Below are 23,660 nucleotides of genomic sequence, written 5' to 3'. Positions count from 1 at the left end.
CGAAAGCGCCCCCGCCCTCCCGAAGGAGAGCAGGGGCGCGATCGGAGATCAGGCTGACATCGTGCCCGGCATGCTGAGCTTGTCGGACAGCCAATCGAGGCCGCGCGGCGTGAAGAACGTCTGCTCGACCATCTGGTAGCCGGCGGAGACGAACTTAACGTCACAGCGGCCAGCCTTGACGTGAGCCTCGTAGGGGGTGCGGGGGTTCTGCACCTGCAGGAAGTGGATCTGCTCGGAGCGCAGGAGTTCCATGAACTTCGTCCTTCCGAGACCACCGGTGAGATGGGTCATGGCCTTGGCCGCGGCTCCCATGTCGATCAGCCCTTCTGCGTTGCACAGGGCGTCCCACTTCCCGGCCTTGGGCTTGGCCACGGCCAGTTCCTTCTTGGTGTTCACCAACTCCCGGGCGGCAGCGAGGTACCGCTCAGCGAGGACGACGATGCCCTCTGCGCTGGTGATGTCCGGCTCCGACGGCGGGGCCACCTCGGCCTCGCGGGCCTTCACGGCGAAGTACGTCTTTGCGGCGGCCACCTCCGGCTTGCGGCCGTCGCCTGCGAGCGCCACGTGATAGGCCCCGAAACGGGTGACCCGGTAGTCGGCGACCTCCTGCCGCCCCCAGCGTCCCCCCGAGATCACTTTGCGGGCAGTCGCAAAGTGATCTTTGGCGTCCATCCCGGAGGCATCTACGGCAGCCATGGCGCGCTGAACGACATCGTCCATCTGCCGCCACTGCTCGTAGCCCATGAGCTGCTGAAGGTCCCGTGCGGACCAGCGCTCGTAGCCGTTGTGGTCCAACAGCATGAAGCTGTCGAACGGACTCGTGCCCTGCTCTTGGTCACCGCGATCGGGCACGTTAGTGTTGAACTCAGTCACGTTGTTTTGACCATCCTTTGTCTTCGTGGCTCACGCCCCCGGCGGCTCTCCTCCGCGCGGGGGCATGCTCATGTCTGCGCCGGAATCGCACTGGAAGCCGACCGCATCATCTTACTCCCCGTGTCCGACAGTCGGGGGAAACGACGACCCGTCAGCAGTGTTCTTGTCAAATGCTGATTACTGGTATGCCCTTCCACCTGCACTGGTGTGCACGTTACCCGACGGTTACACGATCATCGATCATCGGGCATGTCACTCTCTGTTGCATTTTGGGGGTCACGGATGCCCCTCGCCTGCGCTGCGTAGAAACGACGAAAGCCCCCGCCCGGCCGAAGCCGAGCGGGGGCGGGTCGTCAGGTGCGACGCCGGTCGAGCAGTGCCGGCGGAGTCGTCGCGGGCGTGGTCGGCGAAGGGGCTCCATCGCGGCGACAGACGAGGGAATCCGGGTCACCGACGGCGGGCTGCAGCGTGTACCCGATCGGGCAGGCCGGGCCAGCAGGCCCCTGCGGACCTGTCTCCCCCGCAGGACCCGCCGGTCCCGCCGGCCCCGGGTCGCCTTGCGGCCCGGCCGGGCCAGGAGCACCGGTCTGCCCGGCGGCACCGTCAGATCCCGCCGGGCCAGGCGACCCAGTCGCGCTCGCGCCGTTCGCGCCGTTCGCACCGGCCTTGCCCGGTGGACCTGATGGCCCGGGCGACCCTGCCGGGCCAGGCTCCCCGGGCGCACCTGCCGGGCCTTCGGGGCCAGCAGGCCCAGTAGTCGCCGGGCCTGGCTCGCCGCGGCTGCCAGGCGGCCCAGCAACCGGGCTCGCACCGAGCTGCTGCACCTGCTGGGCGAGCGCGTCCCTGGCCGCATTCGACGTCTGCAGGTCGTCGGCCAGGGCGCGAACGCTGATGAGAATCCAGGCCAATACCGCGCCGACCGCGACAGCGAGGGCGACAGCGAGCAGGTCCCCGCGGCGGTACTGACGGTTGAGCGCGCGCAGCTCGGTACGAGTCACCCCTTGCCTCCCATCGTCATCAGGATCGGCAGCAGCACGGCCACGAGCGGGACTATCACCACGCCGATCAGCCACCGCCTGGTGGCCGCGAGACGGTCGGCGTCCTTCTCCCGCATGGTCTCCAGCGCCTTCACCCGGGCCGATAGCGCCTCGTGTCGCAGGTCGTACAGGTCCTGCGACACCTTCCCGTCGATGCGCCGGCCGAGCTGCTGAATGTCGTCGCGCAGGTCGGTGAACCGATCCTCGAATCGCCTCACAACCTCGCCGAGGGTCGGCTCATCGGCCACGTGCTACTCCTACGCTCAGGCGCCCTTGACCGGTGTCGGCGGCACGGCGGCGCGGGTGTACGCCGGTGCCGACGGGTACTGCGGCGGCCGGGCCAGGCCCAGCAGCCACCCGAAGCGGGCCGAGACGTGCGCCTCCAGGACGCGGAACAGCGCGTAGTAGGCAGCGGAGAACGCGCTGCCCAGCCAGACGGTGGCGGCCGCCGTGTCGACGCCGATCCCGGCGTGCGCGAGCGCGGCCGCAACGGTGCCAACGAGCACCGGTACGAAGGTGCGCCACAGGGACGCGAGGGTGTCATACACGGTCATGGTTCAGCTCTCCTTCACCGCGGCGAGGAGTGCGGCCGCGAGTTTGGCGTAGTCGATGGTGGGTGTGGCCGCGGTGGCGAGCTTGTCGACCTTCCCCGCGAGCGTCGACAGGGTGGTCCCGTTCGCACGGGCCTGGGCCAGGGCAGCCTCGGCCGCGTCCTGTGCTCGTCCGGCCTTGATGTTCCCGAGGACGAGCCAGAGTTCGGCCGGGGCGGTGTAGTCCTTCTCCGACCACGGCCCCTTCTTGATCGTGAGGGGGGTGTTCCAGTCGGCCATGCCGTCCTCCTGCTGAGGGGTGATGTTCGGGGTGCGGCCGGGCATCCATTGCCCGTAGTCCGTGGTGAGCGCGGTGTTGAGGTCGCAGGAGACGCCGCCGATGGTCTGGGTGGCGCCCTGCCGCATGTGAGCCCGGCTGTCCCAGCGGCCTTCCGACCAGGCCCGGGTCTGCCAGGCCCACGTGGCGTGCCGGCCGTCGAGCGCGGCGCGCACGGTGTCGTAGCCGCCGTACACGCCGACGCGGGCGCGGCCGAGGACGGAGGCGGCGCCGTCGAGGTACGCCATCACCGTGGCCATCTGGCCGGCGGTGGCGTCGAAGTCCACGGCGAAGTAGATCGGCCGACCCGACGGCATGCCGGCTGCAGTCGCCTGCCGCTGGGCGACCTGTGCGTCGGATATGCCCGCGGCCCGGCCGGCCAGGGGGCGCTTTGCGGTGGACTCCCAGACGACGACGGAGGACACCTCGTGCTGGGCCAGGTCGTCGGCCTCGGCGCGGGCGATGTTCTTGTCGGCGTCGTTCGACAGGTACCGCGCGGCGAAGCGCTTCCCGGCTGCCTTGAGTGCACTGCCGCCGGGGTGGGACCAGGCGTAGTCCACGCCCGGGATGCTCGTCATGTGCCCTCCCGGGCATGGAGAAGCCCCGGCCGGTCGGCGCGGGGCGGGGCGGTCAGGCGGGGGTGCCTGCGGGTCCGGGCTCGGGGTCCGGCGCGGCCGGCGGGGTGTCCACGGGGGTCGGCTGCTCCGGCTCGACGCCGGCGTCGACGAGGGTTCCGGTGTCGGCCGGGGCGGGGTCCGGCGGCGGGGTCGACGGGTGGGGCGCGACAGGCACGGGCTCTCCTTGGGCATACGTGAGCCCCAGGCCAAGGCGGCACGGGGCGGCGCGGTAGTTCGGCTCAGGTGGCGAACGGGTTGGTGATGCGGACACCGTCGAGCGACACGCTGGTGGTGCCACTGCCGGCGGCCGTGGGGACGGCAACCTGCAGCTGGCCGTTGGCCTTGAGCGCAGTGAACGCGGCGTAGGCGCCCGCGCTCGTGGCGTAGGTCATGAAGCCCCGCTCGACAGCCGGGCGGTACCCGGTGTTGAAGGTGATCGCCGTGGCGATGCCGCCCGTACCGGGGGTGAGGCTGGCGACCGCGATATGGCCCTCGTACTTCCACACCTCGGTGCCGCCGGCCTCGACCGTCTTCTGCATCCGGGGAGCTGGGACGCCGGCGGAGAAACCGGGTCCCCAGGACCCGAGCGACTGGAGGTCGGTCCAGGGCATCGTCTCGCGGTCCGTGCCGATGGGCAGCCAGGCTGACCCGGTGTACCACTCCAGCCGTGCGGCGTCTCCGACCCAGGTCACCATGCCCGCCACCGGGGCGGTGATGATCGAGGCCCGGGTGGCGGTGTCGGCGAACCGCATGACCGACCTTCCGGCGAGCCCGTCGGCGAGATTCTGGCCCATGAGGGTCAGGTCAGGCTTGTCGCTGCGATCGAGATACGAGACGCCCTGGCCCCACTTGTCGGTTGGCACGCGCTCCTCCTCAGGTCAGTAGAGCCGGTAGGTGGCCACGTCGAGGGCGGCCCAGGCCGCGGTCCCCGAGTAGTTGGTGATCTGCACGGCTCCGGCGGAGGTGATCTCCAAGGCCGCGGGCACGTTGCTGTTCACCACGGTCGGGAAGAACGGGCGGGTCGGGGGGATGGCCGCCGCTGGCAGCGTCCCGACGGTGGCGTTTCCGGTGGTTGATGCCGGGGCCTTCGCGAGCCCGCACAGGGATGCGGTGCCGTTGTCGTTGATCCTGTAGCCGGGCGTCCAGTACGGCGAGCCCCATGCCGTCCACCCGGATGCCAGGGGCAGCGGGGACCAGCCGTCGGGGAGCGCCGCGCGGCCCATGGCGAGCCAGTTGCCGTTGCCGCTGCGGGAGATGACGACCTGGTCGCCGACCACGGGGGCCTGGTAGGTCTGCAGGCGGCGGCAGGGGATGCCGTCGGTGGTGGTGATCGTGTTGGTGCCGACGGTCGCCACCACCGCGGTCCGCCAGTCGGCACCGCGAGCTTTCGGGTCGGCGGCCGCCTTGCGGGGAGCTTGGCGGGCGACGGCGGCGGCGACCCGGCGTGCGGTGTGGCTGGTCACGAGTCTCCCTTCGCCGCGATCGTGGCGATCACCATGGCCGCGGTCGTGTCGAGGCCGATCTCGAACGAGGCGATCTGGTGCAGTTCGCGGGTGCCGTCCAGGTAGACGCCCCGGATCACGTCGCCCGGCTCCAGCAGCGGGTTCGGCAGGCTCGTGATGTCCGCTGTCGCGTTCGGCTTCAACGCCGTCTTGAGCAGCTGCGTGGCGGCAGCGGTGCACTGCGCTGTCGTGACCAGGGTGGCGCTGGTGTAGTCGTCGCCCACGACCCGGCCGAAGGGGCCGTTTACGTAGGTGGGCGAGGTGGGGTCGGTGTCCTCGACGGTCGCGCTGACCGGGGCCGCCCCGTCGACCAGGTTCTCCCCGTAGGCCGTGATGCTGTTGAACACCCCGGCGCGGGACATGCCGCGGTTGGCGCTGATCATCACGCCGCCCTCACCCGCCGCGACCTCCCACACCACCGAGCTGGCCAGCAGGTCGGGCAGCGGAGCGATGACGAACGTCCCGCCGGCGTCCGCGTACACCTCCGCGCCGATCGCCGTGGCCAGCGCCGTGATGGCGTCCCATCGGGAGGTCTGCGCGTCCCAGCTCATGGTGCCGACCGCGGCGTTGGTGGCGCGGCTGATGACGGTGGCGCCGGGCAGGGTGGCCTGGATCAGCTGCGTGATGCCGGTGACGGCGGTGGTCGCGGACGCGACCGTGGTCGGGGTGCGGAAGACGTCGTCAACGATGGCGGCCTCAAGGCCGGATCCGGTGATGGTGACCGGGCCGATGTCGGGGTCGCCGGTGACCTGATCGACGCGGAAGTACCCAATCGGCGCCAGTTCCGTGCTGCCGTCGCCGTAGGTGATGCCCCGGCTGATGCGGAGCTTGGCCCCGTACACCGAGAGCTTGTCGGCGGGTGTGCGGGGAATCAGCGCCGGGTCGGCGACCGTGACCGTGCAGGTGCGGCGGGGCACCTGCTTGCGGTCCACCGTGACGCTGCCGCCGGTGTGCTCCAGCACCTCCGTCGTGCCGTTGGTGCGGATCAGCTCGACGAGGGTCGCGACGCGGTGGGAGTACGCCAGAGCCGGGATGAACCGGGTCGACGGGGCCGGGTACATCTACACCTCCCGGTTGTCGAGGATCAGGTCGAGGACGGTGGCATAGGTGTCGAAAACGGCCTGGACGGTGGCATAGGTGGTGGCGACGTCCTGCACCGTCCACCCAGCCGTGCCCCCGGTCCCACCGATCGGTGCGTCTACCTCGGTAAGCGGCAGCGACCAGCGCCGCCGTGGTTCCCCGCCGTAGGCGATCAGGCGCGGCTCGGTCACCTCGCCGACCGCGAAGTAGGCGTCCTCCAGGCCCAGGCCGGGGCTGAACTGGATCAGCAGCGGGTTGCCGGTGTCCAGGGCGTAGTGGAGGCCCGCGCGCCCCTCGTCGGTCATCGTCCAGACCTGCAGCGTGCCCGTCAGCCCGCCGCGGACGTCGCTCAGGATCACGCTGTTGCGGCGTCCGCGGATACGGTGCTCGGTCTGCTCGATCGGCCGGGTCCAGTCCGGTGCTGCCGCCGCCTGCAGCAGCATGTTGCGCTGCGGCTGCAGGGGGTCTTTCACCCAGCAGTCGCTGATGTCGGGCAAGGTCAGGCTCACGGTGTTGCTGGTGCCGCCGCCGGCCGACGCGCCGGTGGTGGCGTCGTGCATCTCGAACCGGTACGTCACCTCGACGCCGATCGGCGCCTCGTAGTCCTCGACCGTCAGCTGGTCGGAGACCAGGACCAGGCCGCTGATCCACCCGGCCGGGCCGCGTACCAGGGTCTGGGTGGCGCCCACGATCCGGTACACCGTCAGCAGGTCGCCCGGGTCCAGCTCGCGCAGTACCAGCGTGACCGACCCGATGTTGCTGTTCGCTGTGGCCGCGAACGCGGCCACGGTCTGGAGCAGAGCGACGGCGTCGACGACGAGCGTGGCGGCCGCCGCGGGTGCGGTGACGGTCAGCTGGATCGCCGCGGTGGCAGCCCCCGCCGGCGCGACGATGTCGTTCCAGTCCCGCCACCACTGCCCGTCACCCGGAATCGAGTCGGCGGGCAGCGCGGACGTGCTGATCAGCGTGCCCGCGGCGTTGTACCAGCGGAGGTTGGGTGCGATGCCCCAGGCTCCGCCGGCCGCGACGAACTGCCCCTGGGGACGCCAGGACACCCCGGGCGTGACCGGGTACCGGCCGGAGAGCAGCACGCTGGTGCTGGCCGTGGATGAGGTGACGATCAGCCAGTACGCGCCGTTGTAGGCCACCGAGTTCCACGGGGTGGACCGGGCGAGCGTGGCCACCCCGCTGGCCACCGTCCATTGCCCGATCCCAGCCTCGAAGCTGGCGTCCTCGAAAGGCACGACGGACCCGGCGATGATCGGGACGGCCACCTGCACCACGGCGCTGTCGATCCTGAGCACCTGGGCGGCCGTGGCCGAGGTGATGCCGGTGGCCAGGACGACGGTGGCGGCACCTGCCGGGGCGATCCCGGAGACGTACTGCCGGAACACGCCGGTGCTGGGCTGCGCCAGGACGGCCCGCTTCGTGCTGATCAGGGTGCCGGAGGCGTTCAGCCAGCGCAGCTCGATCCAGCAGGACGCCCCCGCGGTGGGCGGGCTGAGGTACGCCGACCCGACGTACTCGGTGCCCGGGACCACCGCCGGAGCCTCCGCCGTTTTCATGCTGGCGTTGCCGTTGGCGGTGACGGTCATCTTGATCGTGCAGCCGCCGGAGTAGTACCAGCTGACCGGCCACTGCACCATCGGGACATCCCGGCTGACCGTGGAATTGGTGTCCACGGCCCACCCGGTGGCGTCGATCTCCCCGCCGGACTCCACATTGAAGCTGAGCAGATTGCCGCTGGTCCTCCATGGCGCACCCAGGTACACGTTCTCGAAGAAGTGCGCCCGCGCGGCCGCCGTCGGCGACGCGGACAGGACGACTCGGGCACGGGTCGCCCCGGCCGGCGCCGGCCCGGCCACCGAGATCCGGTGCAGCGTCGCCGACGCCGTGTTCGTCGTCGGCGACCAGGTCGTGCTGCCCACGGCGACCAGGGAGTCATTCAGCCACTGGATACCGATCCGTTCCGGCTCGTTCGCCGACGACGCATCCGCGAAGGTCTGGTAGACCGTGCCCGCGACGATCGGGTACGTGCTGACCGTGCTGGCCTGCATCTCCCCGGACGCCACGCTGGTCAACGTCAGGACGCCGTCCCCGTTCCGACCCTGGCTGCCCAAGCTCTTGGTGCAGTTGAGCGTGGCCTGCCACCCGGACGTGTCCGGGTCGACCATCTCGGTGGTCGCGCTCAGGAAGTTGCCGGGAATCGCCACCTACACCACCCCCAGGGCCTCGGCGAGTTCGGCGTGCCCGCCCTCGACCTCGATACGGATCAGGTCCCGCAAGGCGGGGTCGTTGACGTGCACGTGCACCTCAGTGCCGCCGGCCGACGCCAGCGCGGCGGCCAGTGCCTTGAGGGCCGCCACCTGCCCACCATCGCCACCGGCCGACTGGCCGGTGGCCCGTGCGCGCGCACGCACCGCCGCGGCCGTATCCGCCATCCGCTGCACCGCGCGCGCCGCCTGGTGGCCGTGCAGGTCGATGCCGGTGGCCGTACCGAGAGCGATCTGCTTGCCGACCTCGTCACGGAAGACGGTGCTCGGGCTGTGGACGCCCAGCCGCTTCTTGATCGTGTTGACCATGCCGTCCGCCAGGCGGTTCATCTGCGCCTGGAGCGCCTTCTCCTGGCTCGCCAAACCGGTCAGGAAGCCCTTCGCGGCGTCCTTCCCGCTGTCGTACATCGAGTCGGCCATGGTCCGGCCGAACGACGTGGTCAGCTGGTCCTGGGCGCCCGCCGCAGCATTCAGGGACTTGATGTCCGCCGCCGAGGCGTGACTCAGGGCCGCAGCGAGCTGACTCCCCGGGCCTGCCGCCGCGAGCTGGCTGAGCAGGGTCTTGGACAGCCCCCGCTTCGACAGGCCCGCGACCTCGGCCGCGAAGGCGGACGCGGTCCGCTGGCCCTTCCGCATCTCGGCAACCACACCGGCGGCCGAGGTCGCCGACGTGCCGCCGACGCTCAGGAAGTCGCCGAGGGAGCCCGCCTGATCGCTGGCGAACTGCTTCGCCTGGGCGATCCGCGACGCGATCGACGCCTTCCTCGTGGCCAGCGACTGCAGCTGCGCGGACGTCCGGAGGTTGCCCGCCACCAGGCTCCCGGCGCCGGCGGCCTGGAGCCTGGTGTTCATGCCCTTCACCGCGGCTGCGATGCCCGCCGCCGTGCCGGTCTCCAGCGACTTCAGGAACCCGTTCTGCAGGCTGTTGGCCACGCTGTTCGTGCCGGTCAGCAGCTTCTTCGCCGCCGCCAGCCGCTTCTCCGCGGCCTGCACCTCCAACGCGTCGGCGTGCCGCCGGGCCTTGGAGTGCGCACGCGCCTCCCGGCGCTTCCACATCGCCAGCTCGGCTTCAGCCGCCGCGACCTTGTTGCCGGCCACGGTGCCCTGGCTGTACCCGGGCACCTGCATGCCCGACATCCGCGCCATCGCCAGCGAGTCCCGGTTGCTGAGGATGCGCGTCCCCCGCGGGGTGACCTGCATCAGCTCCGGGCCGCGCTCACCCACCCACGCGGTCTGCCCGATCGGGGCCAGGCCGCCGGCGGCGTACCAGTGCGGCCGGTGCACATTCCAGCTGCCCCACGCCGTCGCCGGGTCGCCGTACCTGCTCTTGATGTACGACAGGCCCCAGCGGATCTGCGTGGCCGCAGACGTGCGCCAGTCGCCGCCGGCGGAGGCCATCTTCTCCGGCGGGAGCGCCTGCGGGATGCCGTAAGCGCCACTGGCTGCATTGCGGGCGTTCGCCTTCCACCCGGACTCCGCCATCCACAGGGAACGCAGGGCGCCCATCTGCTGCGCGGCGTCCTTCGGCCACAGCTGCCCCACCAGGCCCGCCGCATAGCTCTGCGCACTGGCCACGTTCGGGTTGAGCGGGACGTCAGAGCCCTGCGGCGCCTTGGCCGACAGCAGCTTGCCGACCCACTTCGCGGGCAGCTTCACCCCGTTCTTGAGCAGGTTCTCCGCAGCCTCCAGGGGCGAGTGGAACAGCCCCCGCACCGCCGCGTGCAGGACGTCCTTGCCCCGGAGCATGCCGTGCTGGAGACCGGCGATGATGTGTCCGCCGTAGGTCATCATGAGCTTCGACGGGGACGCGATCTTGAAGACGCTCGTAATCGCGCTGACGATCTTGTCCTTGATCTTCCCCGCCCACGAGACGAAGTCGTTGCCCTTCTTCGACAGCCACGACCACGTGCCCGCAACCAGGCCAGAGACGATGGCGCCACCGGTGGCCGCCAGCCAGGTGGCGGGCTTGGTGAAGGCCCCCGTGATCTTGTCGATCACGTTGGTCTTCATCCATGAGCCGAGCTTCGAAGCGCCAGTGGTGATACCCGACTTCACGCCGGAGACCACCGCACTGCCCCGGCCCACGAGCCACGACCCGGCCCTGCTGAACGCGCCCCGCACAGGGGTGACCACATGGTCGACGGTGAATCGGCCGATGGCCGATGCGCCAGCGGCGATGCCGCGGCCGAGCCCGGTCACGACATCCCCGCCCTTGCGGATCAGCCACGACCCGGCGTCCGCGAACGGCTTGATGATGTAGCCGATGCCCTCGCCGACCTTGGCGATGACCCAGCCGAAACCATCCTTGATGCCATTGCCGAGGAACCGGATTGCCCGGCCCCCGGCCCGGCTCAGGTCGATGGCCCATGAGCCGAGGCGGGTAGTGAGCAGGCCCGATTCACGCTCCAGGACGCTGGTCGCCTCGGGGAAGACCCGTGCGATGCCCTTCCACAGCGAGCTTCCGAAGAACTTCACGACGCCGCCGGCCGCATCGCCGATGGGCTTGCCCATGGCCTCGATACCGCGCAGCAGCGGCGAGAAGAACCGCAGGACCGGAACCTTGGAGAAGACCTTCGCGAGCGGCCCGGCGATCTTCCCCATAGGGATGATGCTGAGGACCGCGATGATCGTGTCGAGCCAGTGGTGCTGCCAGAAGTCCAGGGAAAACAGCGGGTCGAAGAGCGAGCCAATGATGCCGATCGCCAGAGGGATCGCCATCTTGCCGAAGCTCTTGCCAATCTGGACGTAGTCGATCTTGCCCAGGAACTTGATGAACCGCTTGGTCAGGTCCGCGGTGTGCTCGCCAACCCAACCGACGGCTGTCGCCAGGCCCGAGCCGATCGTCTTGCCGAGCTGGCCCCAGTCGATGCCCTTGATGGCGTCGCCGATCCCGCCGGAGACCAGGCCGCGGAGTTGCAGGCCGAACTTCTTCGCCGCGCTGTCCTGCGCCTTCGGCACCTGCAGCATCCGCGGGATGCTGGCCTTCGCCGACTTGAGTTGCGGCGCCGGCGTCGTGAAGACGAATGGCCGTCGCAGCGCGTCGGGGACGGTCGGCGCCTTGACCTGGATCGCCGGGGCCGTGACCGTCGCCTTCTTGCTCTTCGGCATGAGGCCGCCGATGAAGTCGCCGACCAGGCCGGTGGCCGCGGTGAAACCCGCCTTGATCTTGTCGACGGGCACCATGCCCAGCAGCTCTTGGCTGTAGTGGTGCACGGCGGGCAGCGCGGTCTTGTTGATGTACGTCGTGAACTGGGTGATCGGCGGGAGCAGCAAGTTCCCGGCCTTGACCTCGAATACCTCGAAATTGCTCTTGATCAGGGCGAACTGGGCGGCCGCGGTCTTCCGCTGGGCCTCTACGGCCGGGCCGTATTTGCCCATCGAGTTGTTGATCTGTTCCTGCTTCTTCTCCAGGACATCCAGGTTGTTGACCATAGACAGGATCGCGGACGACGACTTGCCGCCGCCGAACGCGCGGGACAGCAGGGCCGCCTGGTGGGTGGCGTCCAGCCCGGACTTGTCCAGGTGCAGGGACAGCAGCTTGATCGCGCCGATGATGCCGTCCGGGCTCCGCATCGCCTGGCCCAGCATGTTGCCGGTCAGGCCGATCTTCCTGAGCTGCTTCTCCGCCGCACCGCTCGGAGCAGCCAGCAGGGAAATGGACATGCGCAACCGGGTCGCGGCGCTGGCGCTGTCGATGCCCTCGTCGGTGAACAGCGCGAGAGCGCCGCCCACCTGCGCGAAGGTGAGACCGAAGGTCTTGGCCGTGGGGAGGATGCCGGTACCCAGCGCGGCGACCATGTCCTCCATGCGCATGTTGCCGGCGCCGATTACCGCGTTGACCGTGCTCGCGGTCTTCGTGAAGGACTCCGCCCCGCGGATGCCGGTCCGCCAGGCGCCAGCGAGCGCGTTCGTGGTGGCTTCGAGGTCGCTGCCGCCGACCGCCGCCAGGTCGCTGGCGGTCTTGAGGGCCGTCATCGCCTCGACGTTGGACATCCCCACCGACTTGAGGTGGTACAGGCTCTCGGCGAGCTTCTCCGGCCCCTGCTGGGTGGACTTGCCCAGCTCCAGCACCTGCGCGGACAGCACCTTGACGTCCCCGGCGGTCGCCCCGGCCTGGGTCTGGATCTTCTTCATCTCGGCCTCGAAAGCGACGGCCTTCTTCGTGCCGTCGACGAGGCCGACCGCCACGCCCGCGGCCAGAGCGGTGCCCGCCATCAGGCCGGCCTTCGCGAGCCGCCCGAGGCCCTTCTCCAGCTTGCTGGCGCTGGAGCCGACCGAGTTGAAGGTCTTCGACGCGGAGTCGCGGGCAACGAGGTCGTACCGGACGCCGGTTGTCCTGAAAGCCACGACACCCGCCCCCTCTCAATGAAGCTGAGCCGCAGCTCAGGAAGGGGGCGGGGCGCTACGGCGCGTCAGCCGGGTCCTGCTCGGCCGCCTGGCGCTCTTCGTCTTCGATCCGGTACAGCGCCATCCACTCGGTCAGCTCCGCGGAGCTGATCCGGGCGAGCATCTCCGCGCGGGTCATGCCTCCGAGGTCTCGGGTGAGGGCGAAGGTGAACCGTCGCCAGGCTCCTCCGTCTCCTCGGAGTTTCCCTCTGCGTCCTCGGCGGCCTCGTCGGTCATGCCCGACAGGCGCGCGGCGACGTCGTAGAGGCGCTCCAGGACCGCGGCGTTGCGCTTACCGAGAGCCAGGGCGTCCTGGTCGGCGAAGATCCGGGTGCCGTTCTCGTTGACGAGCACGCGCACCAGCAGCTTCGCGCGGGCGTTGCGCAGGTCGAGATGGCCCTTCTTGCGCAGGCCCATCTCGTACTCGTCGCGTTCGGCGCCCGTCATCGACTTGACGCCGATGTCGCCGCCCCATTCGGGGACGGAGACCGTCTCGGTGACGGCGTCGACCGCAGCGATGATGGCGTCACGGGACAGGAACATGGGTGCTCGCTTTCTCAGGTGATGTCTTTGCTGACCTGGTCGATGACCCGGTTCACGGCGAGACGTGCCCGGGTGCCGCCGGTGCGCATGACGGTGAAGAAGTACGGGTGCGGCTGCTGCTGCACGTAGACGTTTCGGTTGCCGAAGACCGGGTGCCGCCACTTCGGCTTGGTGCCCTCCATGTAGGCCTGAAGCGCCTTGGCCTTGACCGGCATCTTCCGGCCGTCCACACGGATGATCACGGCCGCCTGACGGCCGGTGGTCTTGACCTCCAGGCCGGTCGCGCGGGCCATCTGCCCCCGCAGACCCGCCGCGGTGTACGGGCGGGACGACGGGATCTGGCGGATCGAGGCCCGCACGGCCGGGACCAACGGCTTGGCCGCGGCCCGCAGCTCCCGCCGGAACCGCTTGAGCAACTCGCGGTCGTCCATCTTCCGCAGCTCGCGGGAGATCCGCGTCAGGTCCCGGCCGTGCTTGAGCTCCACGGTCAGGCCGGGATGGAGACGTTCTCCGCAGGCTCGCGGAGCGTCGCGAAGTTGACCATGATGCCCGCCACCGCCGAGATGTCGCGCTGCTTGGGCACGCCCGTGACCTGCACCGGAAACACGTCCATCAGGTAGTTGACGACGTCGCCCTCGTCCATCCACACCACGTTGCCGAAATCGCCGCGGAGCAGGACGGTGCGGACGTCGACGCTGGTGGCGTCGGCGAAGAAGGTAAGGCTGGAGTCGCCCGCGGTGGTGTTGCTGGGCACCTTGCCCGTGAAGCGCGAGCCGAGGGCGTTGGTGTCCTCGGTGTTGCCCGTGACCTCCCAGCCGCTGGACGCACTGATCTCCGGGGACAGGTCGATCCCCGCGTTCAGCTCGGCCCGGCTCGGTGCGCTCAGCGTTGCGATCGAGGGCACCCACAGCACCTTGGAGATGCCCTGGCGGTAGTAGCGGGTGGACTGGCTGATCGGGGTGGCGCTCATGGCGTCGTCTCCTTCGAGGTGGAGCGCCGCCTCTTCGACGAGTCGGGCTCGGGGGTGGGCTCAGGCTCCGCGGCCTCTACGGCAGGCTGCTCGGGCTCGGGTGCCGGCGTCGTCGAGGCGGCGTCCCTGCGGGCGGCGAGAGGGTGCGGCTCCGGTACAGGCGGCTCGGTCTTCACCCAACCCGCCGCTGCGTAGTGAGGCACTTGCCGCTCGTCCACCTGGACCGTCTGCGTCACCGGCAACTCGGGGTGCCGCATCCACACGGTGCTCATGACGCGGACACCCGGATCACGGCCACCGACACGCTGGTGACACCGTCGTAGGTAATCGCGGCCCGGCCGGTCCCCGGGTTCCGGTACCGGTCCGTGACCGGGATCATCGAGGTCTTCCCGGCCGCCACCGACACGGTCCGGTCGGAGACCGTCAGGTCCCCGTCGACCGTCTGCGGCGTCGCCAGGGTCACCGTGTGCGCGGAGGCGTCGGCGTTCTTCACGACCAGGAAGACCCCCTGGCCGGTCTGGCAGTCGTCACCGCCGGACGTAGCAGCCGCAAGCTGCGCGTCCAGCTGCAGCCCCTGCAAAGGGACCACGTGGGTACTCAGGGCAGCCATGAAAACTCCTGTTCGTGGCGTGGTGGACTTTCTGCGGTGCGACCATCGCCCGATCGCCGCACACCGAGGGGGACAGATGAACCTGCGTGACGCCAAAGACCAGGTCGAGCGTGAACACCCGGAACTGAAAGGCACCGAGCGCATGTTGGCCATCAAGGCGTTGCGCGATCAGCCGGACCCCGCCGGGCCGACTACCGCCGCGCCCGAGGCGCCGGAGCAGCCGGCCGGTAACGGTGACTACTTCTGCCGGAACTGCGATCAGCCCGTGAAGCCCGTTGTACGGAACGTGTGGGGGAAGGTCGTCACGTTCGTCGCGCTGCTGCAACTGGTTGCTGTGGCCGTGTCGGTTGTCTCGTGCTTCACCTCGGTCGACGTGGGCGACGGCCTGCGCCGGCTGGCGTCGTGGCCGGCCGCGATCCACCCGGTCGGCGTGGGCGTTGTGGCCGCCCTGGCGGCGTTCATCGCCGCGGTGGGCGTCGCCGGGTCCCTGACCCAGCGGGCCGAGCGGGGCGGCACCTGCCCGAAGTGCAAAAGCGTCCTGGCGACGCAGCCTGGCGCTAGCGGCGAGTGAAGGCGTCCACCTCGACGGTGAAGGCGATCGTTGCCAGGGCGCCGTTCTCGTCCTGGTCCTGGGCCAGGGTGGATGATCCGAGCTGCGCAATCATCACCGTGCCCCCCAAGCGCTGGTCGGCAGCGAGTACGCCACCGACCTCCCCAAGCAGTTGGTACGCGCGGCGGCGGGCGGCGGAAGCGTCGCCCGAGCCGTTGAGGACGAGGACGGCGCAGCGGATCGCGTACTGCTCCCGATCCGGAGTCGCCGCCAGGCCCTCGCGGGTGTTCTGCCCTTCGACTGCGGTCGGGTCTTCCTGGTCGCCGACGTCTCCGACCGTGACCGCCTCCATCTGCCCGGAGGCGGTCACCACCGGCCCGTCGAAGACCTTCACACCGGACAGGCCCGGGGCCGCCCGGAAAGCCGCCACGAGGGCGTCCAGGGCGTCAGGGACTGTCGACATCCACGCCATCAGCCGCTCACCGGCCTCGGGGCGCCCAGCCACTCCAACGCCTTGCGGGGGATGCTGTACGACCAGCGGGGGTCGTAGGTCTCCTCCGCGCCGATGACGCCGGCCCGCTTTCCGCCGACGCCGCGCCGGGTCTCCCAGTTGTGCTGCAGCACCACGGCCGCCCCTCGTTTGTAGTGCTCCGGGATGGTCTCGTACCCGGCCTCGTACACGGCCTCGGCCAGGCAGTGCAGCGGCGGCCCGGCCAGGACGCGCACCAGCCCGCTGTTGGGGCTCACCCGCAGGTTCGCCACGTCCCAGGTCTGCCCGCCGACCACTGCGGTCACCGAGGTGATTGAGATGACCGGCACGGACCACAGGCGGAACCGCCTGCCGAACCGGGTGGTGTGCTCGATGTCCTCGGTGACCGTGCGCTGGGCGATGGCCTCGTGCTTGTAGTCCTCGATGACCGCCGTGATGCCGTCGCAGTAGGCCTGGATCTCCATGTCGTCGGACGTGTCGTCCAGCGGGATCTTCAGCTGCCGCTTGGCCTCGTCCAGGGTCAGGATCGGCATGTCACGCCCCCTGCTGGGCCGCCTGGTACTGCTCGACGAGGGCGTCGGGCAGCTTGCCCCGCGCCGGCGCGTCGATGCCCTGCTCGGCCGCCCAGGCGCGGACGTCCTTCGGCGCCGGCGCGGCCGCCGGGTCGGCCCGAGCAGACGCCTGCGGGGTGGTGTCCGCCGGGGTGGTCGTCTCCGCCTCCTTTTCCGGCTCGTCTTCCACCTCGAACGTCGGCCGCAGCGGCACGAAGTGGCCGGGGAACGCCGCGAGCACGGGGTGCCCGTCTCTCGCGGTCGTTACGCCCTGGTGGAGGTACAGCGGGCGGCCCTCGAACTCGCCGTGGATGCTGTCCGTCGCTACGAAGATCGTTCCTTCACTCATTGCCTACCTCGGTCCTTGGGTCCGGCCGCGGGAGCGGTCAGGCGTGGATGGTCAGCAGGCGGAAGGCGTTGTCGATGATGACGCGGGAGTTGTTCCTCCACCAGGCGTAGTAGCCGCGCTGGCCGGTCGGCATGCCGACTCCGGTGCCGGCGGTGGCCTGCTGTACCAGGTGCGGGACCAGCTCCATGTTCATGCCGACCTTGTCGACGATGATGAAGCCCCGCTTGAAGTCGCCCAGCATCAGGACCTTGTTGCCCGCTGCGACGGTCGAGGCCATGTCGGAGGCCTCGTGCGCCGGGTAGCCGAAGAACTCGGCCGGCTGTCCCTGCGAGGGGCGGTTCCACGGGTCGCCCGCGGCACCGGCCTGCGCGAGCAGCAGCTGCCTGTACGCGTTGAAGATGGTCTTCGAGCCCATGTAGGAGGCGTTGCTGCGGAACCTGGGCGGCAGCGCGTTCTCCAGGTTCGTCGGGTCGGTGATCGACAGGATCGCCCCCGTCGCTCCGTCGACCTTGCTGGAGACGTTCAGCGTGGTGACCACGCCGCCGGCGTCCGGCGAGGTGCCGGTGCCCAGGGTGAAGGCGGTGGCCTCCTCGATGTCCTTGGCGTCCCGCAGCAGTTCCATCATGGAGGCCTGCAGGCCCGTCCAGTCGCCCTCGATCTCGATGTTGAACGGGATGAAGCCCTGCACCCGCTCGGCCTTGATCGTCGGCTGGCCCAGGGTCGGGGAGCCGTCCGTGGCCGGGGTGTTCGCCGCGACACGGGAGACGGTCACACCGGCGGTGGTGACGAGGTCGTACTCCTTGCCGACGATCGGCTGCACCCGGGCGATCTGCCGCAGCGGGTTGACCGACCCATTCGAGGTGAGCAGCACCGTCGGGTCCAGCTCGAACGGCACCGCGTACTCGCCGCCCGCGCCGGTCGCGCCCAGCGCGAGGATCTGCCCGTCGTGGTTGCCCAGCGCGCCGGGGTTGCCCGCGGCCAGCGCGTTGCCGAACACCCGCTTGTAGCCCGGGGAGCCGGTGGCGAGGATCCGGCGGGCCAGCTCGCCGTGCTTGTCGTCGGGCACGGTGTTCAGCAGCCGCTCGACGTTGGTCTGCGCGTCCTCCCGGTTCGAGCCGGGGAAGCGGGCCGCCTCGATCGCCCGCAGGGCGTTGTCCCGGTACAGCGCGGGCAGTTCCTCGGCGCTGCGGGCCTGCTGCCGGATCGCGGCGATGTCGTAGATGTCGCGGCTGATGTGCACGGCGGGCGCCCCGGGCCGCTGCGGCTGGGCGGCGGCCGGGGCTCCGCCCTGCGGCGCCTCGTGGGTCTGGGGTCGGCCGGCGTGCATGTCGGCGAGCACCGCGTTGCGGGCGTCGACGGCGTCCAGCGCGGCCTGGTGGTCGCGCCGCTCGGCGACGAGCTGGTCCCACTCGGCCTGCCGGTCGGTGGGCAGCACGGCCGCCGGGAACTGCCCGGCGATCTCCTGGAGCCGCCCGGCGATGTCGCTGATGCGGCTACGGCGGGCCTCGATGGTCAGCGCGCCCTCGTCCTGAGGCATGTTCGGTTCCTCTCCATCGGTTGCGGGCGCACCCGCGGTGGTTGCTGCGTCGGGTGCGGCCGTGGCGGCCGCCTGGATCCCGGGTCCCGGGGATACCGCGGCGGCCGGTGCCTGCTCGCGGGTGCTGCTGAGGACCCCGGTGATCAGCCCTGCTTCCAGGGCCTGTTCCGGGGTGAACCAGGTCTCGGCGCGCATCAGGTCGCGCCAGTAGTCCGCTTGGCCGCCGGCGGTGTCGGCGTAGATGCCCGCGATCTGACCGGAGACGGTCTGCAGCCGCTCGACCATCTGCTGCATCTCCTCGGCGTTGCCACCGGAGTAGGCCGATGCGTCGTGGATCATCATCTGGGAGGTGCGGGCCATCAGCCGCTGCTCGCCCGCCATCGCGATGACCGATGCGGCCGAGGCCGCCAGGGAGTCGACGACCGTCGTCACCCCGGGGCGGGCGACGAGGGCGTTGTAGATGGCATACGCCTCGAAGACGTCTCCGCCGCCGGAGTTGATGTGCACCTCGACGGCGCGCTCCCCGGCGGCGGACAGGTCGCGGATGAAGTCGGAGGCGGTCACGCCCCACATGCCGATCTCGTCGTAGATCAGGATCTGCACCGGGCCGTCCCCGGCGGCGGCGTTGGCGATCCGGTACCAGCCGTCTCCCTCGCCGCGCTTGCGCTTGCGCGTCATCTGCGCGCCACTTCCTTCCCGTTGGCAGGGGCCGGTACCGGCCCGGGGTCCGTACCGGGCGAGAAGCCGGGCACCGGTTCCTGGCCGCTGGACGGCGGCACCAGCTGGACCGAGGTCAGACCGGAGTGCTTGAGCAGGCTCCAGTCGTTGTTGCGCACCGCGGCGACCACCGTCTCGGGGATGAAGCCGTCCCGGATCAGCGCCGCGATCGTGGCCGCCTCCTGCGACTGGACCGAGGCCAGGTCGCCGGCGTCCTCGCGCATGAACGGGATCCGGGCGTCGTACCAGAGGCTCGCGCCCGCTGGCGCGGTGAGGATCTGCTGCAGCGACGAGGCCGCGTTGCCCCACAGGTGCGCCATCGTGCCGTCGGAGAACCGACGCCGGGCCGAGTTGTAGTTCCCGGCGTTCAGCGTCGAGCCCTGCACCCCCTCGAAGAACGCCACCCAGCTGGGCGGGACGCCGGCCGCGGAAGCGAGACGGGATTCCGCCCGGCCCTGGATCACGGCGTAGTCCATGTCCTTGAAGGTGTTGCCGACCGGCACCGGACTGCCGCCGCCGCCCAGGTACATCGTCTTGAAGGCGTTCGCGGCGCCGCGGTGCTCTTCCTCGACCAGCTCCATGAACGCCTTGACGTGCTCGATCGGCACGGTCGGCTCGAACCGGATCGCCAGGTTCGGTGTGGCCCCGTTCTCGAAGAACTTGTACTTGTGCTCGGTGGCCATCTGGTCGCCCTGCAGGTCCCTCAGGACCGGGGTGATCCAGCTCATCCCCAGGAAGTGCCGATCGGGGTCGGGCAGCGGCGCGTAGTGGCAGACCTGCGACGGGAGGAAGAACTGCGGCTTCGCGCCGGGCGGCACGTACAGGTACCCGGCGACCGTCGTGTCGGCCGCGGCTCCTGGGTCCGGGGCGTTCTCCTGCGAGCCCAGCACGATGATCACCCATGCCGGGTTCAGTCGGTGCAGGGTCGAGCCCTTGCGGCGGATGTAGGCGTTCCCGGACGCCGAGGCGTCCCACTCCATGCGCGCCAGGAGATCGGCGGTCGTCCCGCCCGGCCACGGCCGTTCCAGCACCGCCAGGTCCGACGTGCCGAACAGGTCGCCGGGCTGCGACCCGGTGAAGCGGGTCCACTGGAAGCGGACCTGGGAGAAGACCTGCATGCGGGCGAGGACCAGCGAGAACACCGGGCCGCTGGACTTCGCCGCCCAGTCCGCGGACCACGCGATCCGCTCCTGGTCGATCGTCGAGTACGTCGTCTGCAGCAGCGGGTACTGGTTCCCGCCGAAGGTGAAGAACTGGGCGTACTCGTCGAGGCTCAGGTTCCGCGGCCGCGCCGGTGCCCGCTGCGCGTTGATCCGCTCCAGCAGCCCCATCAGCCGGTCCCGCCCTCGCGGGGCGGCCGCCGTGCGTCGGCCCACCCGACGCGCACCGCGGCGACCGCCCACGCGACGGCCAGCCAGGCCACCGCGCAGCTGCGCGCCGCGAGCCAGCCGAGCCCCCACAGCAGGCCTGCCAGCACCGTCGCGACGGTCCGCCAGAATCGCAGCTGCTGGGCCTGCTCGTTGATCCGCTCGACCGGCACGCGCTCGATCAGTGCGACAGCCATGGCGTTACCTCCCTTTTCCGAAGAGCGCGAAGGGCGCCACGGGCTCTGTGACTCCGAACGTGGCGTGACCGTGGCGGGCCAGGGTGACCGCGACCAGCGGCGCGATCGTCGCGCCGCTCTTGCCGCGGGACCAGGCCCACGCCTCCGCCAGCGGCCGCGTGGCCACGCCCTCCACCGCGGTGTCCAGCGGGGCCTGGCCGATGTGCCGGAACTCGCCGTTGGCGATGTCGTCCGCCAGCGCCCCGCACGCCTGCGCGTACTCGCGCGACCCCATGAAGTGCAGCCGCCACGCCCCCGGCAGCAGTTCCTTGTCGGTGCTGAAGCCCTTCTCCAGGAGCTTCTTCTCCAGTGACCCGGCCGGGCCGGCCGGGTCGATGACCAGCGCCACCGGCGTCGGCTGGACCGTCTTGAACAGCTCGACGATCCGGTCGACCACCCAGCCCGTACCGGCCCGGTGCTCGATCACCTCGCCGTGCACCAGGCCGTCCGCCCGGCGCCCGGAGATCGCGATGCTGGACACCGACCGGTCCGGGGTGATGTCCACCGCCAGCGCCACCGAGCCCGTGCGCCGCGACTCCTCATCGAGGCACGCCGTCCACTCGGCGGGCTTGATCGGGACTTCGCTGCCGATCGGGTCGTCCCACCAGCCCATCCGCTCGCGCGCAAACTCGGCCGGCGGCAGCGCGCGGCGCTCACCCCTCACGTAGGACACGGTGATCCGGCGCCCGATCGCGGGGTTGGCGGCCTTGATCAACTCCATGTTGTCGCAGCCGCACCCCTGCACGTCCCGGGCATGCGTGCAGTTCTCGCCGTCCGCGCACGCCTCTTTCGGGGGCGGCGCGCAGTACTCGATGTACGCGAGCGACGGGTCCCCGCCGGTCCGACCGCGGTCCCGGATGGCCCGCAGCACGCCCGACTCGACCTTCCCGGCCGAACTCCCGTACACAACCTGTGGATCCGGCCGGGCCGCCAGCGTGGGGAAGAGGCTGCCCATGTGCGATGGCTGGAGCGCGAAGCCCTCATCAAGAATGATCTTGTCTCCGCTGAGCCCACGGCCGCCGCTCTTCGTCCGCGCCTTGAAGATCAGCCGCCGGTCGTCGAACAGCTCGATCGCCTCATCACCGTTGCCGCGGTGAATCTGCTTCACCCGCTTGGCGAACTGCGGCGTCCCCATGATCAGCTCTTCCATGTCCCGGAACGCCTCCTGGCTCGTCCGGAACTCGTGGGCGCTCCAGACGACCAGGCGCTGATCCAGCAGGAACAGCCAGCCGATCGTGGCCATCTTGAACAGGCCCGTCTTCATGTTCTGTCGGCCCACGACGACCGCGGCCTCCAGCGCCGCGACCTTGTCGGCCTCATCCACCGCGAAGATGGCGTCCAGCCCCATCTGCTGCTCGGGGTCCGGCTCGAACTTCGCCAGACGGCACAGGTCCGCGACCTGAGGCCCGTAGGTGTCGACGTGCTCCGGCACCCAGAAGTGCGTGGGCCTAACCAGCTCGGCCACGCCGCTTCGCCTCCATCTGCTTGCGCGCGCGGTCGATCTCGTCGTCCTGCTCGGCACCGGCCACGGCGGCGGCCAGCGCGGCCCGCAGCTCCTTCGTCAGGGCCGCGAAACTGCTTCCGGTGTCGTCCGGGCCTGCCTGGTCGATACGCCGCGCCAGCGCGAGCACCACCCCGCCGGCGAGCGTCTCCGCGCGACTGACGGCGTCCAGCTCCTGGAACGCCGCGGTCTCCAGTGGCCCCGCCCGACGCTCCGGCTCTGGCTCCGCCGGCAACTGGGGCACGATCCCGAAGGCGACGACCGTGCTGGTTGTGCCCGTAGAGCCGCGCTGTGCCTGTACGCGGCACTTCCCCGAGCAGTACTTTGCCGTGCGCCGCTTAGCGTCGAAGGAATTCCCGCAGGTCTCGCAATCTTTCTTCAATTCGACCCCCGGAACTACTTGACGCAGCCCCTGACCTGCGCGAACCTAGGTGAAGGCGAAGAACAGCCCACCGGAAACCGGGATGCAGGCGAATCGCCAGAATCGAAATTCCAACCCCCTTTCAGGAGAAAAGGGGTTTCTGCGCGTGCCGCTAAGAAGAACGTCGGGGAGAGATTTTTTGACTGGGGGCGGGGTCAGGGCAAGATCGTTTCCCCGTACCCGACCCGCCCCCCTCGCCCCTTCCTGCCCTGCTATGTCCGTTTCGCCTGGCTCACCAGGGCTCGGAGGTGCGCAGGCTGGCTGACCTGCGACGACGGGCGTTGCCGCGCCGTGCGCCGTCGCGCCGGTTGCACGATGCGTGAGCGAAGCCCCTGTAGCCGGTGCGGTCGGCAGTGTGGTCGAGGTCGAGCGCCTGGCCCTTGAGCATCGGGTGGCCGCAGTGGTGGCAGGGCTGGCCGTAGGCCTCGTCGAGCAGCACCTTGCGGATGGCTTGGTGGTCAGCGCCGTAACCACGATCAGATGTGCTGCTCACGGCTCACCTCGCAGTGGTGGTGCTGTGTCACTGCGGAGGGCGCTGGCCGCAGTACCTCCGCTCACATGCAGACAGCGCCCCGCGCGGCTCAGCATCTGTGGCGCCAACCATGATCATGCGCTTTACCTGGATGTATGACTGAAGGTGTTGCGATCTTCGCGGCGTCTGCTGCTGGCGCATCGGCCGTGGTGAGCGGGTACGCCCTTGCGCGGACCATGAAGCGGCAGAAGCGGGACCTGTTCCTTGACCTGCACGAGAAGCTGAGTCGTCCGGACATGCAAACCGGTCGCACTCTGTTGCGAGAGCAGATCAACGGACTCGACGACGCGATAGGTATGCGGAGGTGGAAGTCGGACGACTATCAGAAGGCCGTAAGCGCCATAGCCATGTTCGACATCCTCGGCCTGTACGTGGAGGAGCGCTTTATCAAGCGTTCCTTGGTGTTCAAGGAGTGGGGTTGGCTGTACGCCGATGTCTACTTCCATGCGAGGTACGTCATTCAGGACCGGCGCAACCACGGCAGAGACCCTTGGCTCCACTTTCAGCGGCTCGGCGAGAAGGCTCTGGCGAAGTATCCGGTGCCCACCGTGAACTCGGCTGGCGACCCCCTGCATGCCGAAGCCCCGCGCGATGGCGGGGCCTCGTTGTGGCATACGTCTGCGGAAAGATCGTCACACCGCTGCTGACCTG

The 23,660-nt window shown here is 70.0% G+C and carries 27 protein-coding genes; 2 read left to right on the top strand and 25 right to left on the bottom strand.

What is annotated here, in order from left to right:
* Positions 1-48: 48 nt before the first annotated feature.
* The 16 genes from NFU81_RS10150 to NFU81_RS10080 form a co-directional block, all read right to left on the bottom strand.
* Positions 49-873, bottom strand: coding sequence for a phage antirepressor KilAC domain-containing protein (locus NFU81_RS10150; protein ID WP_251487753.1), 825 nt, complete (start codon positions 871-873; stop codon positions 49-51).
* A gap of 994 nt (positions 874-1,867) precedes the next feature.
* Positions 1,868-2,158 (bottom strand): hypothetical protein, encoded by a 291-nt coding sequence (locus NFU81_RS10145; protein ID WP_251487747.1) that lies wholly within the window; start codon positions 2,156-2,158, stop codon positions 1,868-1,870.
* A gap of 15 nt (positions 2,159-2,173) precedes the next feature.
* On the bottom strand, positions 2,174-2,464 hold the full coding sequence (locus NFU81_RS10140) for a hypothetical protein (protein ID WP_251487745.1): 291 nt from the start codon (positions 2,462-2,464) through the stop codon (positions 2,174-2,176).
* A 3-nt stretch (positions 2,465-2,467) separates the two neighbouring features.
* Positions 2,468-3,355, bottom strand: a complete 888-nt coding sequence (locus tag NFU81_RS10135) for a DUF1906 domain-containing protein (RefSeq protein WP_251487743.1) — start codon at positions 3,353-3,355, stop codon at positions 2,468-2,470.
* Positions 3,356-3,407: 52 nt separating this feature from the next.
* Positions 3,408-3,569, bottom strand: a complete 162-nt coding sequence (locus NFU81_RS10130) for a hypothetical protein (RefSeq protein ID WP_251487741.1) — start codon at positions 3,567-3,569, stop codon at positions 3,408-3,410.
* Positions 3,570-3,633: 64 nt separating this feature from the next.
* Positions 3,634-4,257, bottom strand: a complete 624-nt coding sequence (locus tag NFU81_RS10125; protein WP_251487739.1) for a hypothetical protein — start codon at positions 4,255-4,257, stop codon at positions 3,634-3,636.
* Positions 4,258-4,272: 15 nt separating this feature from the next.
* Positions 4,273-4,857, bottom strand: coding sequence for a hypothetical protein (locus NFU81_RS10120; protein WP_251487736.1), 585 nt, complete (start codon positions 4,855-4,857; stop codon positions 4,273-4,275).
* Positions 4,854-5,957, bottom strand: coding sequence for a DUF5047 domain-containing protein (locus NFU81_RS10115; protein WP_251487733.1), 1,104 nt, complete (start codon positions 5,955-5,957; stop codon positions 4,854-4,856). Before NFU81_RS10115 ends, NFU81_RS10120 begins: the two co-directional genes overlap by 4 nt.
* Positions 5,958-8,189: a hypothetical protein gene (locus tag NFU81_RS10110; protein ID WP_251487730.1), complete on the bottom strand. Its 2,232-nt coding sequence runs from the start codon at positions 8,187-8,189 to the stop codon at positions 5,958-5,960.
* Positions 8,190-12,596 (bottom strand): phage tail tape measure protein, encoded by a 4,407-nt coding sequence (locus tag NFU81_RS10105; RefSeq protein WP_251487726.1) that lies wholly within the window; start codon positions 12,594-12,596, stop codon positions 8,190-8,192.
* A gap of 55 nt (positions 12,597-12,651) precedes the next feature.
* Positions 12,652-12,774, bottom strand: coding sequence for a hypothetical protein (locus NFU81_RS40805; RefSeq protein WP_274037221.1), 123 nt, complete (start codon positions 12,772-12,774; stop codon positions 12,652-12,654).
* A complete protein-coding gene (locus tag NFU81_RS10100; RefSeq protein ID WP_251487724.1) occupies positions 12,771-13,178 on the bottom strand; it encodes a phage tail assembly chaperone in 408 nt (135 codons plus the stop codon). The genes NFU81_RS40805 and NFU81_RS10100 overlap by 4 nt, the downstream gene beginning before the upstream one ends.
* Positions 13,179-13,192: 14 nt before the next feature.
* On the bottom strand, positions 13,193-13,663 hold the full coding sequence (locus NFU81_RS10095) for a hypothetical protein (RefSeq protein ID WP_251487722.1): 471 nt from the start codon (positions 13,661-13,663) through the stop codon (positions 13,193-13,195).
* 2 nt (positions 13,664-13,665) lie between these two features.
* Entirely contained in the window at positions 13,666-14,148 is a 483-nt protein-coding gene (locus NFU81_RS10090) for a phage tail tube protein (protein WP_251487719.1), read from the bottom strand.
* Entirely contained in the window at positions 14,145-14,420 is a 276-nt protein-coding gene (locus NFU81_RS10085; protein WP_251487717.1) for a hypothetical protein, read from the bottom strand. The genes NFU81_RS10090 and NFU81_RS10085 overlap by 4 nt, the downstream gene beginning before the upstream one ends.
* Positions 14,417-14,758, bottom strand: a complete 342-nt coding sequence (locus tag NFU81_RS10080) for a hypothetical protein (RefSeq protein WP_251487715.1) — start codon at positions 14,756-14,758, stop codon at positions 14,417-14,419. The genes NFU81_RS10085 and NFU81_RS10080 overlap by 4 nt, the downstream gene beginning before the upstream one ends.
* A gap of 76 nt (positions 14,759-14,834) precedes the next feature.
* Here NFU81_RS10080 and NFU81_RS10075 point away from each other — a divergent pair, with 76 nt between their 5' ends.
* The gene (locus tag NFU81_RS10075; protein ID WP_251487713.1) at positions 14,835-15,329 is read left to right on the top strand and encodes a hypothetical protein; all 495 of its coding nucleotides are present in this window, start codon (positions 14,835-14,837) and stop codon (positions 15,327-15,329) included.
* Here the strand turns inward: NFU81_RS10075 and NFU81_RS10070 are convergent.
* The 9 genes from NFU81_RS10070 to NFU81_RS10030 form a co-directional block, all read right to left on the bottom strand.
* On the bottom strand, positions 15,316-15,771 hold the full coding sequence (locus NFU81_RS10070; RefSeq protein WP_251487711.1) for a hypothetical protein: 456 nt from the start codon (positions 15,769-15,771) through the stop codon (positions 15,316-15,318). The two genes, NFU81_RS10075 and NFU81_RS10070, sit on opposite strands and share 14 nt — an antisense overlap.
* 8 nt (positions 15,772-15,779) lie before the next feature.
* The gene (locus NFU81_RS10065) at positions 15,780-16,331 is read right to left on the bottom strand and encodes a hypothetical protein (RefSeq protein WP_251487709.1); all 552 of its coding nucleotides are present in this window, start codon (positions 16,329-16,331) and stop codon (positions 15,780-15,782) included.
* Position 16,332: 1 nt separating this feature from the next.
* Positions 16,333-16,698 (bottom strand): Lsr2 family DNA-binding protein, encoded by a 366-nt coding sequence (locus NFU81_RS10060; protein ID WP_251487707.1) that lies wholly within the window; start codon positions 16,696-16,698, stop codon positions 16,333-16,335.
* A gap of 37 nt (positions 16,699-16,735) precedes the next feature.
* The gene (locus NFU81_RS10055; RefSeq protein WP_251487704.1) at positions 16,736-18,913 is read right to left on the bottom strand and encodes a head maturation protease, ClpP-related; all 2,178 of its coding nucleotides are present in this window, start codon (positions 18,911-18,913) and stop codon (positions 16,736-16,738) included.
* Positions 18,910-20,328 (bottom strand): phage portal protein, encoded by a 1,419-nt coding sequence (locus NFU81_RS10050; RefSeq protein ID WP_251487702.1) that lies wholly within the window; start codon positions 20,326-20,328, stop codon positions 18,910-18,912. Before NFU81_RS10050 ends, NFU81_RS10055 begins: the two co-directional genes overlap by 4 nt.
* Entirely contained in the window at positions 20,283-20,516 is a 234-nt protein-coding gene (locus tag NFU81_RS10045) for a hypothetical protein (RefSeq protein ID WP_251487700.1), read from the bottom strand. The genes NFU81_RS10050 and NFU81_RS10045 overlap by 46 nt, the downstream gene beginning before the upstream one ends.
* Positions 20,517-20,520: 4 nt before the next feature.
* Positions 20,521-22,020 carry a terminase gene (locus NFU81_RS10040; protein ID WP_251487698.1) on the bottom strand — a complete coding sequence of 500 codons (1,500 nt, stop codon included), beginning with the start codon at positions 22,018-22,020 and terminating at the stop codon, positions 20,521-20,523.
* Positions 22,004-22,291, bottom strand: coding sequence for a hypothetical protein (locus NFU81_RS10035; RefSeq protein WP_251487694.1), 288 nt, complete (start codon positions 22,289-22,291; stop codon positions 22,004-22,006). The genes NFU81_RS10040 and NFU81_RS10035 overlap by 17 nt, the downstream gene beginning before the upstream one ends.
* 418 nt (positions 22,292-22,709) lie before the next feature.
* On the bottom strand, positions 22,710-22,970 hold the full coding sequence (locus tag NFU81_RS10030) for a hypothetical protein (RefSeq protein ID WP_251487690.1): 261 nt from the start codon (positions 22,968-22,970) through the stop codon (positions 22,710-22,712).
* A gap of 134 nt (positions 22,971-23,104) precedes the next feature.
* On the opposite strand from NFU81_RS10030, the gene NFU81_RS10025 reads away from it, so the two are divergent.
* The gene (locus NFU81_RS10025) at positions 23,105-23,656 is read left to right on the top strand and encodes a hypothetical protein (RefSeq protein WP_251487687.1); all 552 of its coding nucleotides are present in this window, start codon (positions 23,105-23,107) and stop codon (positions 23,654-23,656) included.
* Positions 23,657-23,660: the final 4 nt, after the last annotated feature.

It is taken from the genome of Actinacidiphila cocklensis (assembly GCF_907177275.1).
Lineage (GTDB): Bacteria > Actinomycetota > Actinomycetes > Streptomycetales > Streptomycetaceae > Actinacidiphila > Actinacidiphila cocklensis.
Note: the sequence above shows the minus strand (reverse complement) of the source record. Positions and strands in the feature narration are given on the sequence as shown.

Bases quoted from the DNA above. Each gene is read 5' to 3' on its own strand.
- NFU81_RS10045 (WP_251487700.1), bottom strand. From the start codon at position 20,516: ATGGCTGTCGCACTGATCGAGCGCGTGCCGGTCGAGCGGATCAACGAG.
- NFU81_RS10080 (WP_251487715.1), bottom strand. From the start codon at position 14,758: ATGGCTGCCCTGAGTACCCACGTGGTCCCTTTGCAGGGGCTGCAGCTG.
- NFU81_RS10055 (WP_251487704.1), bottom strand. From the start codon at position 18,913: ATGACGCGCAAGCGCAAGCGCGGCGAGGGAGACGGCTGGTACCGGATC.
- NFU81_RS10090 (WP_251487719.1), bottom strand. From the start codon at position 14,148: ATGAGCGCCACCCCGATCAGCCAGTCCACCCGCTACTACCGCCAGGGC.
- NFU81_RS10070 (WP_251487711.1), bottom strand. From the start codon at position 15,771: ATGTCGACAGTCCCTGACGCCCTGGACGCCCTCGTGGCGGCTTTCCGG.
- NFU81_RS10135 (WP_251487743.1), bottom strand. From the start codon at position 3,355: ATGACGAGCATCCCGGGCGTGGACTACGCCTGGTCCCACCCCGGCGGC.
- NFU81_RS10140 (WP_251487745.1), bottom strand. From the start codon at position 2,464: ATGACCGTGTATGACACCCTCGCGTCCCTGTGGCGCACCTTCGTACCG.
- NFU81_RS10075 (WP_251487713.1), top strand. From the start codon at position 14,835: ATGAACCTGCGTGACGCCAAAGACCAGGTCGAGCGTGAACACCCGGAA.
- NFU81_RS10065 (WP_251487709.1), bottom strand. From the start codon at position 16,331: ATGCCGATCCTGACCCTGGACGAGGCCAAGCGGCAGCTGAAGATCCCG.
- NFU81_RS10115 (WP_251487733.1), bottom strand. From the start codon at position 5,957: ATGTACCCGGCCCCGTCGACCCGGTTCATCCCGGCTCTGGCGTACTCC.
- NFU81_RS40805 (WP_274037221.1), bottom strand. From the start codon at position 12,774: ATGACCCGCGCGGAGATGCTCGCCCGGATCAGCTCCGCGGAGCTGACC.
- NFU81_RS10100 (WP_251487724.1), bottom strand. From the start codon at position 13,178: ATGTTCCTGTCCCGTGACGCCATCATCGCTGCGGTCGACGCCGTCACC.
- NFU81_RS10025 (WP_251487687.1), top strand. From the start codon at position 23,105: ATGACTGAAGGTGTTGCGATCTTCGCGGCGTCTGCTGCTGGCGCATCG.
- NFU81_RS10085 (WP_251487717.1), bottom strand. From the start codon at position 14,420: ATGAGCACCGTGTGGATGCGGCACCCCGAGTTGCCGGTGACGCAGACG.
- NFU81_RS10060 (WP_251487707.1), bottom strand. From the start codon at position 16,698: ATGAGTGAAGGAACGATCTTCGTAGCGACGGACAGCATCCACGGCGAG.